General features: G+C 66.7%; 11 protein-coding genes. 9 read left to right on the forward strand and 2 right to left on the reverse strand.

Annotation, left to right across the window (positions count from 1 at the left end; all coding sequences use genetic code 11):
* Positions 1-94: 94 nt before the first annotated feature.
* Positions 95-1,813: a gamma-glutamyltransferase gene (gene ggt / locus AC07M7_RS20350; protein ID WP_426355234.1), complete on the reverse strand. Its 1,719-nt coding sequence runs from the start codon at positions 1,811-1,813 to the stop codon at positions 95-97.
* A 733-nt stretch (positions 1,814-2,546) separates the two neighbouring features.
* Between ggt and ilvC the strand changes: the two genes are divergently transcribed.
* From ilvC to leuB, 9 genes are all read left to right on the forward strand, one after another.
* Positions 2,547-3,521: a ketol-acid reductoisomerase gene (gene ilvC / locus AC07M7_RS20355; protein ID WP_046985437.1), complete on the forward strand. Its 975-nt coding sequence runs from the start codon at positions 2,547-2,549 to the stop codon at positions 3,519-3,521.
* A 38-nt stretch (positions 3,522-3,559) separates the two neighbouring features.
* Complete coding sequence (ilvG, locus tag AC07M7_RS20360) at positions 3,560-5,296, forward strand: acetolactate synthase 2 catalytic subunit (RefSeq protein WP_295382398.1); 1,737 nt, start codon at positions 3,560-3,562, stop codon at positions 5,294-5,296.
* Positions 5,280-5,531: an ACT domain-containing protein gene (locus AC07M7_RS20365; RefSeq protein WP_012512039.1), complete on the forward strand. Its 252-nt coding sequence runs from the start codon at positions 5,280-5,282 to the stop codon at positions 5,529-5,531. The genes ilvG and AC07M7_RS20365 overlap by 17 nt, the downstream gene beginning before the upstream one ends.
* Positions 5,532-5,627: 96 nt before the next feature.
* Positions 5,628-6,719 (forward strand): threonine dehydratase, encoded by a 1,092-nt coding sequence (locus tag AC07M7_RS20370; RefSeq protein WP_428710082.1) that lies wholly within the window; start codon positions 5,628-5,630, stop codon positions 6,717-6,719.
* Positions 6,716-8,302 carry a 2-isopropylmalate synthase gene (locus tag AC07M7_RS20375; protein WP_495208158.1) on the forward strand — a complete coding sequence of 529 codons (1,587 nt, stop codon included), beginning with the start codon at positions 6,716-6,718 and terminating at the stop codon, positions 8,300-8,302. Before AC07M7_RS20370 ends, AC07M7_RS20375 begins: the two co-directional genes overlap by 4 nt.
* 10 nt (positions 8,303-8,312) lie before the next feature.
* Positions 8,313-9,086, forward strand: a complete 774-nt coding sequence (locus tag AC07M7_RS20380) for a class I SAM-dependent methyltransferase (protein WP_046985271.1) — start codon at positions 8,313-8,315, stop codon at positions 9,084-9,086.
* A 60-nt stretch (positions 9,087-9,146) separates the two neighbouring features.
* Positions 9,147-10,565: a 3-isopropylmalate dehydratase large subunit gene (gene leuC / locus AC07M7_RS20385; protein ID WP_495208159.1), complete on the forward strand. Its 1,419-nt coding sequence runs from the start codon at positions 9,147-9,149 to the stop codon at positions 10,563-10,565.
* Positions 10,565-11,143, forward strand: a complete 579-nt coding sequence (gene leuD, locus AC07M7_RS20390; protein WP_428710079.1) for a 3-isopropylmalate dehydratase small subunit — start codon at positions 10,565-10,567, stop codon at positions 11,141-11,143. Before leuC ends, leuD begins: the two co-directional genes overlap by 1 nt.
* The gene (gene leuB / locus AC07M7_RS20395) at positions 11,133-12,194 is read left to right on the forward strand and encodes a 3-isopropylmalate dehydrogenase (protein ID WP_495208160.1); all 1,062 of its coding nucleotides are present in this window, start codon (positions 11,133-11,135) and stop codon (positions 12,192-12,194) included. The genes leuD and leuB overlap by 11 nt, the downstream gene beginning before the upstream one ends.
* Before the next feature lie 60 nt (positions 12,195-12,254).
* On the opposite strand, the gene AC07M7_RS20400 is transcribed toward leuB, so the two are convergent.
* Complete coding sequence (locus AC07M7_RS20400) at positions 12,255-13,328, reverse strand: hypothetical protein (protein ID WP_495208161.1); 1,074 nt, start codon at positions 13,326-13,328, stop codon at positions 12,255-12,257.
* Positions 13,329-13,452: the final 124 nt, after the last annotated feature.

The following is a 13,452-nucleotide window of genomic DNA, read 5'->3' on the forward strand; positions in this document are numbered from 1 at the left end:
CCTCCCCCCACCCCCCCCCCCGCCCGGCCCAATCACGCAATCCAGCTTCTGAACCGACACCGCAGAGGGGGCTCAGCCCGGTGGCCAAGAAACCTCAATATCCCGCCGCCTGCCCATCCTTTCGACTCTCCGACGCACCGTAATACACCCCGGTCTCGGGATCGCGCATGATCGCCTGGTACCCGCCATACGGACCATCGGCGAACACGATGCGATGCCCCTTGCGCATCAACGCACGCACCGTCTCGTACGGGAAGCCGGTTTCAAGATTCACTTCGCCACCATCGCTCATTGCCGTGGCCTGTCCGGTCGGTTCGGTCGAGCCTTCATGCTGGATGCGCGGCGCATCGCCGGCTTCCTGCAGGTTCATCCCGAAGTCCACCAGGTTCATCACGATCTGTGCGTGGCCTTGCGGCTGCATGGCGCCCCCCATCACGCCGAAGCTCGCGTACGGCTTGCCGCCCTTGGTGATGAAGGCCGGAATGATGGTCTGGAACGGGCGCTTGCCCGGCGCGTAGCCGTTGGGATGATTCTTCTGCAGCACGAACATCTCGCCGCGGTCCTGCAGGATGAAACCCAGTCCTGGAGGTGCCATGCCACTGCCCATGCCACGGTAGTTGGACTGGATCAGCGAGACCATCATGCCGTCGGCGTCGGCCACGGTCATGTAGATGGTGTCGCCCTGCTCCAGCTGCTTCGGCGTGCCCGGCTGTACTTCCTTCAGCGCCTTGTCCATCGAAATCAGCGTTCGGCGCTGCGCGGCGTATTCCTTGGAGATCAACTTCTGCACCGGTGCCGGCTGGAACGCCATGTCGGCGTAGAAACGCGCGCGGTCGGCGAAGGCCAGCTTCTTCGCTTCAACGAACAGGTGCACATGCTCCGGTGAACCAAACGGGATCTTCGAGAAGTCGTAGCCTTCCAGCACATTGAGGATCTGCAACGCGGCGATGCCCTGGCTGTTCGGCGGCAGTTCCCACACGTCGTAGCCACGGTAGTTGCTGCTGACCGGCTCGACCCACTCACCGTGGTGGTCGGCCATGTCCTGGTAACTCAGGTAGCCGCCATTGGCCTTGAAGTAGTCACCGATGGTGCGGGCGATGTCACCCTTGTAGAAGGCATCGCGGCCACCATCGGCGATTTTCTGCAGGGTGCTGGCCAGGTTCGGGTTCTTCCACATCTCGCCCTTGCGCGGGGCGTGGCCGTTGATCGTGAACTGTTCCTTGAAGCCCGGGTACTGCGACAGCTTGGGCACCGAGCGGTCCCAGTAGTAGGCGATCACTTCAGCCACCGGGTGACCGTCGCGGGCGTAGCGGATGGCCGGTGCCAGGTTGTCGGCCATCGGCTTGCGGCCGAAGCGGTCGTGCAGTGCGAACCAGCCGTCGACAGCGCCCGGTACCGACACCGGCAGTGGACCGGTGGCCGGGATGTCCTTCAGGCCACGGCGCTGGAACTCGGCCAGGGTGAGCGACTTCGGCGAGCGGCCCGAGCCGTTGTAGCCGTACAGCTTCTGCGTCTTCGGGTCCCAGACGATGGCGAACAGGTCGCCGCCGATGCCGTTGCCGGTCGGCTCCATCAGGCCAAGGGCGGCATTGGCGGCGATCGCGGCATCCACCGCCGAGCCGCCCCCTTTCATCACGTCCAGCGCGATCTGGGTGGCCAGCGGCTGCGAAGTGGCCGCCATCGCGTGCGGGGCGATCACCTCCGATCGGGTGGCGAAGGTATGACCGGTAATGCGGTCAGCGGCAAAGGACAGCGCGGGTACGGCAGCCAGCACGGCGGCGGCGAGCAGGGAACGGGCAAGGCGTCGGGACACGGTCGGGTTCCGATGGAAGGGTGGTTCCCCGATCTTCGCCGCTGCGGCCTTCACGTGGTATCGGGCAGAGGTCATGGACGTTGATTCTGGGGTGGGTGCTGGCCTGGGTCCGCACTGTTCCCGACTTCTGTGAATCCGGTGCGGACCAAGGTCCGCACCCACCAAGGTGAAAATCCGCCGGAACCCGCGCAAAAAACCCGCTGAAAGGAGTGAATTTGGGTTCACATAAACACTTTCATCGGCAACCATACTTGTGCTGCAAGCGATTGAACTGGATGCAGCGGCAACCGATGGAAATTCCATCGCAAGGGTTGACATCGCCGAAACGGCTGTGTTTCTCTCGATCACATGTTGCATCACAACACGCCACCGCGAACCCACATCGAAGCCGCCGACACCGGCGCCGCCTCGCTGCGTTCGATTCTTGTGCTCGTACTTATTACCCAACCAACAGGTGCGGGACGAGCCAGCGTGTAAGCAACAAACACACCGGAACTCTTCAAAAACCCGCACCCGCCCCGGTGCGGGTTTTTTCATTTCAGGACCTGGTTTCAGACGCAACCACCATGACCACCGCCTCCTTCACAACCTGGACCTGCTGCACCACGAACTCTCGTGGTGGCAGTACCTGTGCGATGCATGGTGCCTCCCCCATCGCTTTCCCCTGACCGGCCGGTACGTCACTACGACGACCGGCCGTTCTTTTTTCTTCCCACCGCAAGGAACCTCCCCCATGAGCACCAACGACCTGCCCCAGACCAAGATCGCTGTCATCGGCTACGGCAGCCAGGGACGCGCGCACGCGCTGAACCTGCGTGAATCCGGCTTCGATGTGGTGGTAGGCCTGCGTCCGGGCGGCCCCACCGAGGTCAAGGCACAGGCCGACGGCTTCACCGTGAAAGCACCGGCCGATGCGGTGAAGGATGCCGACCTGGTCGCCGTGCTGACCCCGGACATGGTGCAGAAGAAGCTCTACGACGATGTGCTGGCACCGAACATGAAGCAGGGCGCGGTGCTGCTGTTCGCGCACGGACTGAATGTGCACTTCGACATGATCAAGCCGCGCGAGGATCTGGACGTGGTGCTGGTCGCACCCAAGGGCCCCGGCGCGCTGGTGCGCCGCGAGTACGAAATCGGTCGCGGCGTGCCCTGCATCTGGGCGGTCTACCAGGACAAGAGCGGCAAGGCCGCCGAGTACGCCCTGGCCTATGCCGCCGGCCTGGGCGGCGCCCGCGCCAACCTGATCCAGACCACCTTCAAGGAAGAGACCGAAACTGATCTGTTCGGTGAGCAGGCGGTGCTGTGCGGCGGTGCATCGGCACTGGTGCAGGCCGGCTTCGAGACGCTGGTGGAAGCCGGTTACCAGCCGGAAATCGCCTACTACGAAGTGCTGCACGAACTGAAGCTGATCGTCGACCTGTTCTACGAAGGCGGCATCTCGCGGATGCTGGAGTTCATCTCCGAGACCGCGCAGTACGGCGACTACGTCAGTGGCCCGCGGGTGATCGACGCCGGTACCAAGGCGCGCATGAAGGAAGTACTGAAGGACATCCAGGACGGCACCTTCACCAAGAACTGGGTAGCCGAGTACGAAGCGGGCCTGCCGAACTACAACAAGTTCAAGCAGGCCGACCTGGAGCACCCGATTGAGAAGGTAGGCAAGGAACTGCGCGCCAAGATGGTCTGGTTGCAAGGACAGGCCGCGTAACCACGCGGCCTCCCCCACCCGCTTTGCAAGGCTCCCCCATGAACTCTTCCACACACCGCAGCGCGCCAGCCAACGGCGCGCGCTGGCTGACCCAGGCGCTGGAGGCCGAAGGCGTCCGCACGCTGTTCGGTTATCCCGGCGGCACCATCATGCCGTTCTACGACGCGCTGGTGGATTCTTCGCTGAAGCACATCCTGGTACGTCATGAGCAGGGCGCGGCGCTGGCTGCCAACGGCTTCGCCCGCGCCAGCAACCAGGTCGGCGTCTGCGTGGCCACTTCCGGCCCGGGCGCCTCCAACCTGGTCACCGGCATCGCCGACGCGATGCTCGATTCGGTCCCGATGGTCTGCATCACCGGCCAGGTCGCCACCCCGCTGCTGGGAACCGATGCCTTCCAGGAACTGGATGTGTTCGGCCTGACCATGCCGATCGTCAAGCACAGCTGGCTGGTGCGCAGCGTCGACGACCTGCCGCGCGTGGTCGCCGATGCCTTCCGCATCGCCCGCGAGGGCCGTCCCGGCCCGGTGCTGATCGACCTGCCCAAGGACGTGCAGCTGGCCGATGCCAGTCATCTCCCGGTGCACGTGCCGAGCAGCGTCGAACCGCCGCCGGCCCCCGCGGAAGCAGCCATCGCCGAAGCCATCGCCGCACTGGCGGCGGCCGAAAAACCAGTGGTCTACGCCGGTGGTGGCATCGCACTGGGCGATGCGGTGCAGGATCTGCGTGACTTCGTCGAGGCCAGCGCCATCCCCACCGTGATGACCCTGCGTGGACTGGGCGCGCTGCCGGCCAATCACCCGCACTCGCTGGGCATGCTGGGCATGCACGGCACCCGCGCGGCCAACATGGCGGTGCAGGAAAGTGACCTGCTGCTGGTGCTGGGTGCGCGCTTCGATGATCGTGCCACCGGCAAGCTGGCTGAGTTCGCACCGTTCGCCCGCGTCGTCCACATCGACGCCGACGCCTACGAGATCTCCAAGCTGCGCAGCGCCGATGTCGCCGTGCCCGGCAATGTCGGCCACGCCATCCGTGCCCTGCGTGCGGCCTTTCCCTCCCCCAAGGCCCACCAGGACGCGTGGCGCAAGCGCTGCGCGCAGCATCGCGAACGCTTCACCGCACGCTACGACGCACCCGGCCAGCACATCTACGCACCGGCGCTGCTGAAGCGGTTGAGCGAACTGGCGCCGGCCGATGCGGTGATCGCCTGTGACGTTGGACAGCACCAGATGTGGGTCGCCCAGCATTGCCGCTTCAATCACCCACGCAACCACCTGACCAGTGGCGCGCTGGGAACCATGGGCTTCGGCCTGCCAGCGGCGATGGGTGCGCAGTTCGCCTGCCCCGATCGCGCCGTGGTGCTGGTGTCCGGTGACGGCAGCTTCATGATGAACGTGCAGGAGCTGGCGACCATTGCCCGCTGCCGCCTGCCGGTGAAGATCGTGCTGTTGGACAACAGTTCGCTGGGCATGGTGCGACAGTGGCAGGAACTGTTCTTCGCCGAGCGCTACAGCGAGATCGACCTGTCCGACAACCCGGACTTCGTGGCGCTGGCCAAGGTGTTCGGTATCGCCGCCACCCGCATCGATGCACGCGATGACGTCGAAGGTGGGCTGGCCGCGCTGCTGGCCGAACCGGGCCCGGCGCTGCTGCACGTGGCCATCGATGCACGCGCCAACGTGTGGCCGCTGGTGCCGCCGAACACCGCCAACAGCACGATGCTGGAAAGCAACCCCGCCCATGCCCGCCAGGAGATCCCCAATGCAATACCGGCTTGACCTGGTGCTGCACCCGGCCGAAGGAGCGCTGCTGCGCGTGATCGGCATGGCCGAGCGTCGCGGCTTCGCACCGTGCGCGATCAGCGGTGCGCCGGTGGCCGCCGATGATGGTCGCTGGCACCTGCAGCTGGTGGTGGATGGCCAGCGCCCGGCGGAAACGCTGTGCCGGCAGATGGAAAAGATCTACGACTGCGTGTCGGTGCAGATGACCGCACTGGAAGGAGTATCCGCATGAACACCCGTACCGTTTCCAACACGCTGCCGGTACGGAGGCGTCTTCTTCGCCGTCCGTCCCCGCACGCGGTGGTCGCCTGCCCCTCGCTGGTGGTCCATGCCGGGCGCTGACACCAGCAAGGAAAGCGATGTCGGCGACGTAAGCGTCGCCGACGTACTGGCAGCGCAGGCACGCCTGCGCCGCTTCCTGCCGCCCACGCCGCTGCACCATGCCGAGCGCTTCGGCACCTGGCTGAAGCTGGAAAACCTGCAGCGCACCGGCTCCTACAAGGTGCGTGGTGCGCTCAACGCGCTGCTGGCCGGGCGCGAGCGCGGCGACACACGCCCGGTGATCTGCGCCTCGGCCGGCAACCATGCCCAGGGCGTGGCCTGGGCCGCCTACCGCCTGGACGTACCGGCCATCACCGTGATGCCGCACGGCGCGCCGGCCACCAAGATCGCCGGCGTCGCCCACTGGGGCGCGACCGTGCGCCAGCATGGCAACAGCTATGACGAGGCCTACGCGTTCGCGGTTGAACTGGCGCAGCGCCACGGTTACCGCTTTCTGTCCGCCTTCGACGATGCCGACGTGATCGCCGGCCAGGGCACGGTCGGCATCGAGCTGGCCGCGCACGCGCCGGACGTGGTGATCGTGCCGATCGGCGGCGGCGGGCTGGCCTCCGGCGTTGCGTTGGCGCTGAAGTCGCAGGGCGTACGCGTTGTCGGTGCGCAGGTGGAAGGTGTCGATTCGATGGCACGCGCGATCCGCGGTGACGTGCGCGAGATCGCCCCCGTTGCCTCGCTGGCCGATGGCGTGCGGGTGAAGATCCCCGGCTTCCTGACCCGCCGCCTGTGCACCTCGCTGCTGGACGACGTAGTGATCGTGCGCGAGGCTGAGCTGCGCGAAACCCTGGTCCGCCTGGCGCTGGAAGAACACATCATCGCCGAGGGCGCCGGTGCGCTGGCATTGGCCGCCGGCCGCCGCGTCGCCGGCCGCCGCAAGTGCGCGGTGGTCTCCGGCGGCAACATCGATGCCGGCGTACTGGCCGGCCTGCTCACCGACATCCGCCCACGCCCACCGCGCAAACCGCGGCGACGACGCAGTGAATCCCCGCGCTCGCCCAGCAAGGCCAGCGCCACCGTTCCCCCCACCTCTTCCCCTTCCCCCCTGCAAGCCGTCACGCCCGCTGTCGAGGAGATTTCCCTGTGACCACCATCGAACGAATTACCACCCCGCGCATCCGCATCTTCGACACCACCCTGCGTGACGGCGAGCAGTCCCCCGGCTGCAGCATGAGCCCGCCGCAGAAGCTGGTGATGGCGCGTGCGCTGGATGAACTGGGCGTGGACATCATCGAGACCGGCTTCCCGGCAAGCTCGCAGTCCGACCGCGAAGCAATGGCGCTGATCGGCCGCGAACTGCGCCGCCCGAGCCTGAGCCTGGCGGTGCTGTCGCGCTGCCTGCAGGCCGACATCGAGACCTCCGCACGTGCCCTGGAGGCCGCTGCCAACCCGCGCCTGCACGTGTTCCTGTCGACCAGCCCGCTGCACCGCGAGCACAAGCTGCGGATGACCCGCGAGCAGGTACTGGAGTCGGTACGCAAGCACGTATCGCTGGCACGTTCGTATATCGACGACGTCGAGTTCTCCGCCGAAGATGCCACCCGCACCGAGCTGGACTACCTGATCGAAGTGTCGCGTGCGGCGATCTCTGCCGGCGCCACCACCATCAACCTGCCCGATACCGTGGGCTTCACCACGCCGGAAGAGATCCGTGCGATGTTCCAGCAGGTGATTGCTGGCGTGGCCGATGTGCCAAACGCGGCCAACGTGATCTTCAGCGCGCACTGCCACAACGACCTGGGCCTGGCCGTGGCCAACTCGCTGGCCGCCATCGAAGGCGGCGCACGCCAGGTCGAGTGCACCGTCAACGGCATCGGCGAACGTGCTGGCAACTGTTCGCTGGAAGAGATCGCGATGGTGCTGAAGGTGCGCCAGGCCTTCTACGAGCAGGACAGTTCGATCAACACCCCGCGCATCGTCGGCACCTCGCAGCTGCTGCAGCGCCTGGTCGGCATGCCGGTACAGCGCAACAAGGCCATCGTCGGCGCCAACGCGTTCGCACACGAATCGGGCATCCACCAGCACGGCATGCTGCGCCACCGCGGCACCTACGAAATCATGCGTCCGGAAGACGTGGGCTGGGAGGATTCGCAGATGGTGCTGGGCCGCCACAGTGGCCGCGCCGCCGTCGAAGCGCGCCTGCGTGCGCTGGGCTTCTGGCTGGACGAAGACGAACTGAAGCTGGTGTTCGAGCAGTTCAAGGGCCTGTGCGAGCAACAGCGCGTGGTCACCGATGCCGACCTGCAGACGCTGATGCAGGGCGGTTCCACCACGCAGGGCTATCGCCTGGCGTCGATGACCATCAGCGACGTCGGCAGCCGCGCCAATGCACTGGTCGAGCTGTCCGACCCGGACGGCAACCGCGTGGCCGAGACCGCGCAGGGCGACGGCCCGGTCGATGCGCTGTTCGGCGCCTTGTCTGCCGCCACCGGCGTACAGCTGATGCTGGACAGCTACCACGTGCACAGCGTCGGCATCGGCGCCGATGCGCGCGGCGAAGCCAACCTGAGCGTGCGCCACGAGGGCGTGGAGTACGACGGCACCGGCACCAGCAAGGACATCATCGAAGCCTCCGCGCTGGCCTGGCTGGACGTGGCCAACCGCCTGCTGCGCCAGCGTCAGGCCAGCGCCCCCAGCAGCACCGACGTTGCCACCCCCGCCACCGCCTGAGGAACCCGACATGAGCGCCTTCGACACAACGGCACTGCCCGCGGGGCAGCACTGGAATGCCCAGGACTATGCAATCGACGCCGGCTTCGTGCCGCTGCTCGGCGGCGCGGTATCGCGCCTGCTCGACCCGCGCGCCGGTGAACGCATCCTCGACCTGGGCTGTGGCGACGGCGTGCTCAGCACTGAGTTGGCGCTCAGCGGTGCGCGCATCCACGGTGTGGATGCTTCGCCGGAGCTGGTGATCGCCGCACGTGCACGCGGCGTCGATGCGCAGGTGATGGACGGCCACGCGCTGTCGTTCGACAGTGAGTTCGATGCGGTGTTCAGCAACGCGGCACTGCATTGGATGAGCAACCCCGACCGGGTGATGGAAGGTGTGCGCCGCGCACTGCGCCCCGGCGGCCGCTTCGTTGCCGAGTTCGGCGGGCATGGCAACGTGGCCACGATCATTGCCGCGGTGCAGGCCGCACGCGTGGCCCATGGCCACGGCGCCAGCGCATTCCAGTGGTACTTCCCTACTGCCGATGCCTATGCCGACCGCCTGCGCCAGCATGGCTTCCAGGTTCAACTGATCGAGTGCACGCCGCGCCCGACCGCACTGCCGACCGGCGTGGCCGGCTGGCTGCGGGTATTCGCCGCGCCACTGCTGGACGACCTGCCGGCCAAGGCACACGCCACCGTGCGCGAGGCCGCCACCGCATTGCTGGCCGAGCTGCCGCGCAACGCCGCCGGGCAGCCGTTGGCCGACTACGTGCGGTTGCGGGTACTTGCCCGTCGCCGCTGACATGATCCATTCGTTATCTTTTCCGATGTTCGCAACTTCGTACTTCTGCCAGGCACACGCATGACTTCCGCACCCCGCACCCTGTACGACAAACTGTGGGACGCCCACGTGGTTGTCCCCGAATCCGACAGCGCGCCCGCCGTGCTGTACATCGACCTGCACCTGATCCACGAGGTGACCTCGCCGCAGGCATTCACCGAGCTGCGCGAGCGCGGCCTGGCTCCGCGCCGACCGGATCGCACCAAGGCGACGATGGACCACTCCACGCCGACCCTGCCGGCTGCAGCCGACGGCAAGCTGCCCTATGCCAGCGCCGCCTCCGAAGCCCAGGTCGCCACGCTGGCGCGCAACTGCGCCGAGCACGGCATCGAACTGTTCGACATGGCCTCGGACAATCGCGGCATCGTTCATGTGATCGCCCCTGAGCAGGGTTTCACCCAGCCGGGCATGACCATCGTCTGTGGTGACAGCCATACCTCCACCCACGGTGCATTCGGTTCGCTGGCCTTCGGCATCGGCACCAGTGAAGTCGGCCACGTGCTGGCCACGCAGTGCCTGCTGCAGCGCAAGGCGAAGACCCTGGCGATCAGCGTCGATGGCACCCTGGCACCCGGCGTTGGTGCCAAGGACGTGGTCCTGCACATCATCGGCGTGATCGGCGTCAATGGTGGCACCGGCCACGTGATCGAGTTCCGTGGCAGCACCATCGAAGCAATGGACATGGAACAGCGCATGACCCTGTGCAACATGTCGATCGAGGCCGGCGCACGCGCCGGCATGGTGGCGCCGGACCAGGTCACCTTCGACTTCGTCGCCGCTACGCCGCGTGGGCCCAAGGGCGCCGATTTCGATGCTGCCGTGGCGCGCTGGCAGCAGCTGCGCAGCGATGAAGGCGCGCGCTTCGACAGCGAAGTGCGCATCGACGCCGCCGATATCCGCCCGACGCTGACCTGGGGCACCCATCCCGGCACCGCTATCGCGGTGGATGCGCCAATCCCGGCGGCCAACGATGCTGCGGCACAGAAGGGCCTGGACTACATGCGCTTCGAGGCCGGCAAGGCGCTGGCCGGCACGCCGGTGGACGTGGTGTTCGTCGGCTCGTGCACCAACGGTCGCCTGAGCGACATGCGCGAAGTGGCGCAGGTGCTGCGCGGTCGTCGCGTCGCTGAGCGCGTGCGCATGCTGGTGGTGCCGGGCTCGGAGATCGTCAAGCGCGAGGCCGAGGCCGAAGGCATCCACGAGATCGTGCGTGCCGCCGGTGCCGAATGGCGCGAGCCAGGCTGCTCGATGTGCATCGCCATGAACGGCGATCTGGTCGCCCCCGGCCAACTGGCCGTGAGCACCAGCAACCGCAACTTCGAAGGCCGTCAGGGCCCCGGTTCGCGCACCCTGCTGGCCTCGCCGATGACTGCGGCGTGGGCCGCGGTGCAGGGGCACGTCGCCGACGCCCGCGAACTGTTCGCCCAGGAGGTGGCGTGATGGCCGGTTTCCGTACCCTGACATCGTCCAGCGTAGTGCTGGCGCAGACCAACATCGACACCGACCAGATCATCCCGGCGCGGTTCCTGTCCACCACCGAGCGCGCGGGCCTTGGCCGCAACGCCTTCAACGACTGGCGCTGGCAGGCCGACGGTTCACCGGTGGCCGACTTCGCCTTCAACCAGCCGCACAACGCCGGCCGCAGCATCCTGCTTGCGGGCCGCAACTTCGGCTGCGGTTCCTCGCGCGAACATGCGCCGTGGGCGCTGACCGACCTCGGCCTGCGTGCCATTGTCAGCAGCGAGATCGCCGACATCTTCCGTGGCAACTCGCTGAAGAACGGCCTGCTGCCGATCGTGCTGGACGAGGCCGATGTGCAGGCGCTGATGCAGCGCTCGGACGATGAACTGACCATCGACGTGGCCAGCCGCGAACTGCGCACGCCCGATGGTCGCGTCTATTCCTTCCCGCTGGATGGTTTCTCGCAAACCTGCCTGCTGGAAGGTGTCGACCAGTTGGGGTATCTGTTGGGCCGTGTCCCTGAAATCGAACGTTACGAGAGTGAGCATGCACGCTGAAATTGTTGTTCTGCCCGGTGATGGCATCGGCCCGGAAGTGGCCGCCGCGGCAGTCGCCGTCCTGAAGGCCGTCGCCGAACGTTTCAACCACACCTTTGCCTTCAGCGAACACGATATCGGTGGCATTGCCATCGATCGCCATGGTGAACCGCTGCCCGCCTCCACCCTGGCTGCCTGCCAGGCTGCCAACGCGGTACTGCTGGGTGCGGTCGGTGGCCCCAAGTGGTCCGACCCGAACGCCAAGGTGCGCCCGGAACAGGGCCTGTTGGCGATCCGCAAGGCGCTGGGCCTGTACGCCAACCTGCGCCCGGTGCGAACCCATGAAGCCGCGCTGCACGCCTCGCCGATCAAGGCCGAGCTGTTGCAGGGGGTGGACTTCGTGGTCGTGCGCGAACTGACCGGCGGCATCTACTTCGGCGACAAGACCCGAGACGCCGACAGCGCCAGCGATCTGTGCCGCTACACCGTGGTGGAAATCGAGCGCGTGCTGCGCAGTGCCTTCCGCCTGGCGCAGCAGCGTCGCGGCAAGGTCACCTCGGTGGACAAGGCCAACGTGCTGGAGACCTCGCGCCTGTGGCGTGACGTGGCCGCGCGCATCAGCCGCGAGGAATTCCCCGACGTTGAGCTGGAGCACCAGCTGGTCGATTCGATGGCGATGCACCTGCTGGCCAAGCCGCGCGAGTATGACGTGATCGTCACCGAGAACATGTTCGGCGACATCCTCACCGACGAGGCCTCGATGCTGGCCGGCTCGCTGGGCCTGCTGCCGTCGGCATCGCTGGGCGAGCCGGGCGCGGTCGGGATCTACGAACCCATCCACGGTTCGGCGCCGGATATCGCCGGCAAGGGCATCGCCAATCCCTACGCAACGATCTTCAGTGCAGCGATGCTGCTGCGCCATTCGCTGGGCCTGGAAGCAGAAGCCGCTGCGGTGGAAGCCGCGGTGCATGCGGTGCTGGATGACGGCGTGTTCACTGCCGACCTGGCCGCGAAGGGAACGGCGGTGAGTACCGCCGCCGCCACCGACGCGGTGCTGGCCAGGCTGGGCTGAGTGATCGGGGTACCGGACGGCGTCCGGTACCCGCTCCCTGCGCATCCCGCACTGGCTCACTCAGTGCGGGATGTTCGCGCTCTGCGGATCGCTCGCGGCCGCGCGCATCTGCGAACTGCTGCATCCGGTCAGGACAGTGCCGTCGTCAGCTCGGGCCACCACGCGTTCATTGATTCGGACGCTGCCCGAAGGCAAGCCGCTGCGCGACGCTTCGCGTTGCCAGACCTGCACGCCGGCCTGCTGGTGAGCAGTTGTCAGACCGGCATCGAGCAACACGCCTGCCACGTTGGTTCTGCCAAGGTCTGCAGCGAACAGGCCGGCCGGTGCGACCAGCACCTTGTCGGTGGCGATGCCCTGGATCTGCAGCGGCGTCTGCAGTTCGATCTGGAAGGCGGGAAGCACCGTGCCCTTGATCGCATGCGAAGACGCCGACACTGCACGGATCTGGTCCGGCCATCCGCCCTGCGGCTGTTCCATCACCTGCTGCAGCAAGCGCGCGACACGGCGCAGGGCCGCATCGTCGGCACGGCACTCGATTGCCGCCGTGAGGTCATTGGCATCTGCACGCTGCTGCCGATCCAGTGGCACCGTTTCCCGCGTGCTGGCAGCTGGGGCAGTACATCCCAACCGATAGCCGTCGCCATCGCTGCTCACCATGATCGACGGGGCCGACGTGTTGCCATCAACCGGTCGTGTGGTCCACACCCGGAAGGGTTCACGCAGCGTGCTCGACTGCAGCTGCAGGCCATGGCGGGCAACGATACGATCACGCGCTGCAGCGTCGATGACAATGGACAACCCCTGCGCGTCTGCGAAAACGCGCTGGGTCCGGACGCCCTGCGCGGTCAACGGCACCGGCATATCGATGACCGTCACCGAAGCAGCGTCGGCGTCTCCGGCCTGCTCGAAATGCCAGTCAAGCAGATGCAGCGGGCGACCGGCTGGATCGCCGTAGCGTGCCGTACGCAGGGTGCTGGCGATGCTCTGCCGGGTATCTGCACTGGCGCGGCATTCCAGCACGGCGATCAGGTCCTGCTGGAATCGCAGAGCATCGGCCTCTACCGGCTTCGCATCGGCAAGGCCGCTGCAGGCAACCAGCATCAGCGTGCAGGCGTGGATCGTGCGAGGGAACATGCAGGCACTCCGGCCCCAGGACAGCCGACTATTGTGCCGCGATCCCAGACAGGATCGCGGCACTTCTTACTGTCCACTCAGAATGCCGCCAATCCGCCGGTGGTTGTCAGTAGATCCACGCAAT

This window comes from Stenotrophomonas sp. GW821-FHT09E08, from assembly GCF_059416125.1.

Bases quoted from the DNA above. Each gene is read 5' to 3' on its own strand.
- AC07M7_RS20370 (WP_428710082.1), top strand. From the start codon at position 5,628: ATGCCGGGCGCTGACACCAGCAAGGAAAGCGATGTCGGCGACGTAAGC.
- AC07M7_RS20400 (WP_495208161.1), bottom strand. From the start codon at position 13,328: ATGTTCCCTCGCACGATCCACGCCTGCACGCTGATGCTGGTTGCCTGC.
- leuD (WP_428710079.1), top strand. From the start codon at position 10,565: ATGGCCGGTTTCCGTACCCTGACATCGTCCAGCGTAGTGCTGGCGCAG.
- AC07M7_RS20380 (WP_046985271.1), top strand. From the start codon at position 8,313: ATGAGCGCCTTCGACACAACGGCACTGCCCGCGGGGCAGCACTGGAAT.
- leuB (WP_495208160.1), top strand. From the start codon at position 11,133: ATGCACGCTGAAATTGTTGTTCTGCCCGGTGATGGCATCGGCCCGGAA.
- ilvG (WP_295382398.1), top strand. From the start codon at position 3,560: ATGAACTCTTCCACACACCGCAGCGCGCCAGCCAACGGCGCGCGCTGG.
- leuC (WP_495208159.1), top strand. From the start codon at position 9,147: ATGACTTCCGCACCCCGCACCCTGTACGACAAACTGTGGGACGCCCAC.
- AC07M7_RS20365 (WP_012512039.1), top strand. From the start codon at position 5,280: ATGCAATACCGGCTTGACCTGGTGCTGCACCCGGCCGAAGGAGCGCTG.
- ilvC (WP_046985437.1), top strand. From the start codon at position 2,547: ATGAGCACCAACGACCTGCCCCAGACCAAGATCGCTGTCATCGGCTAC.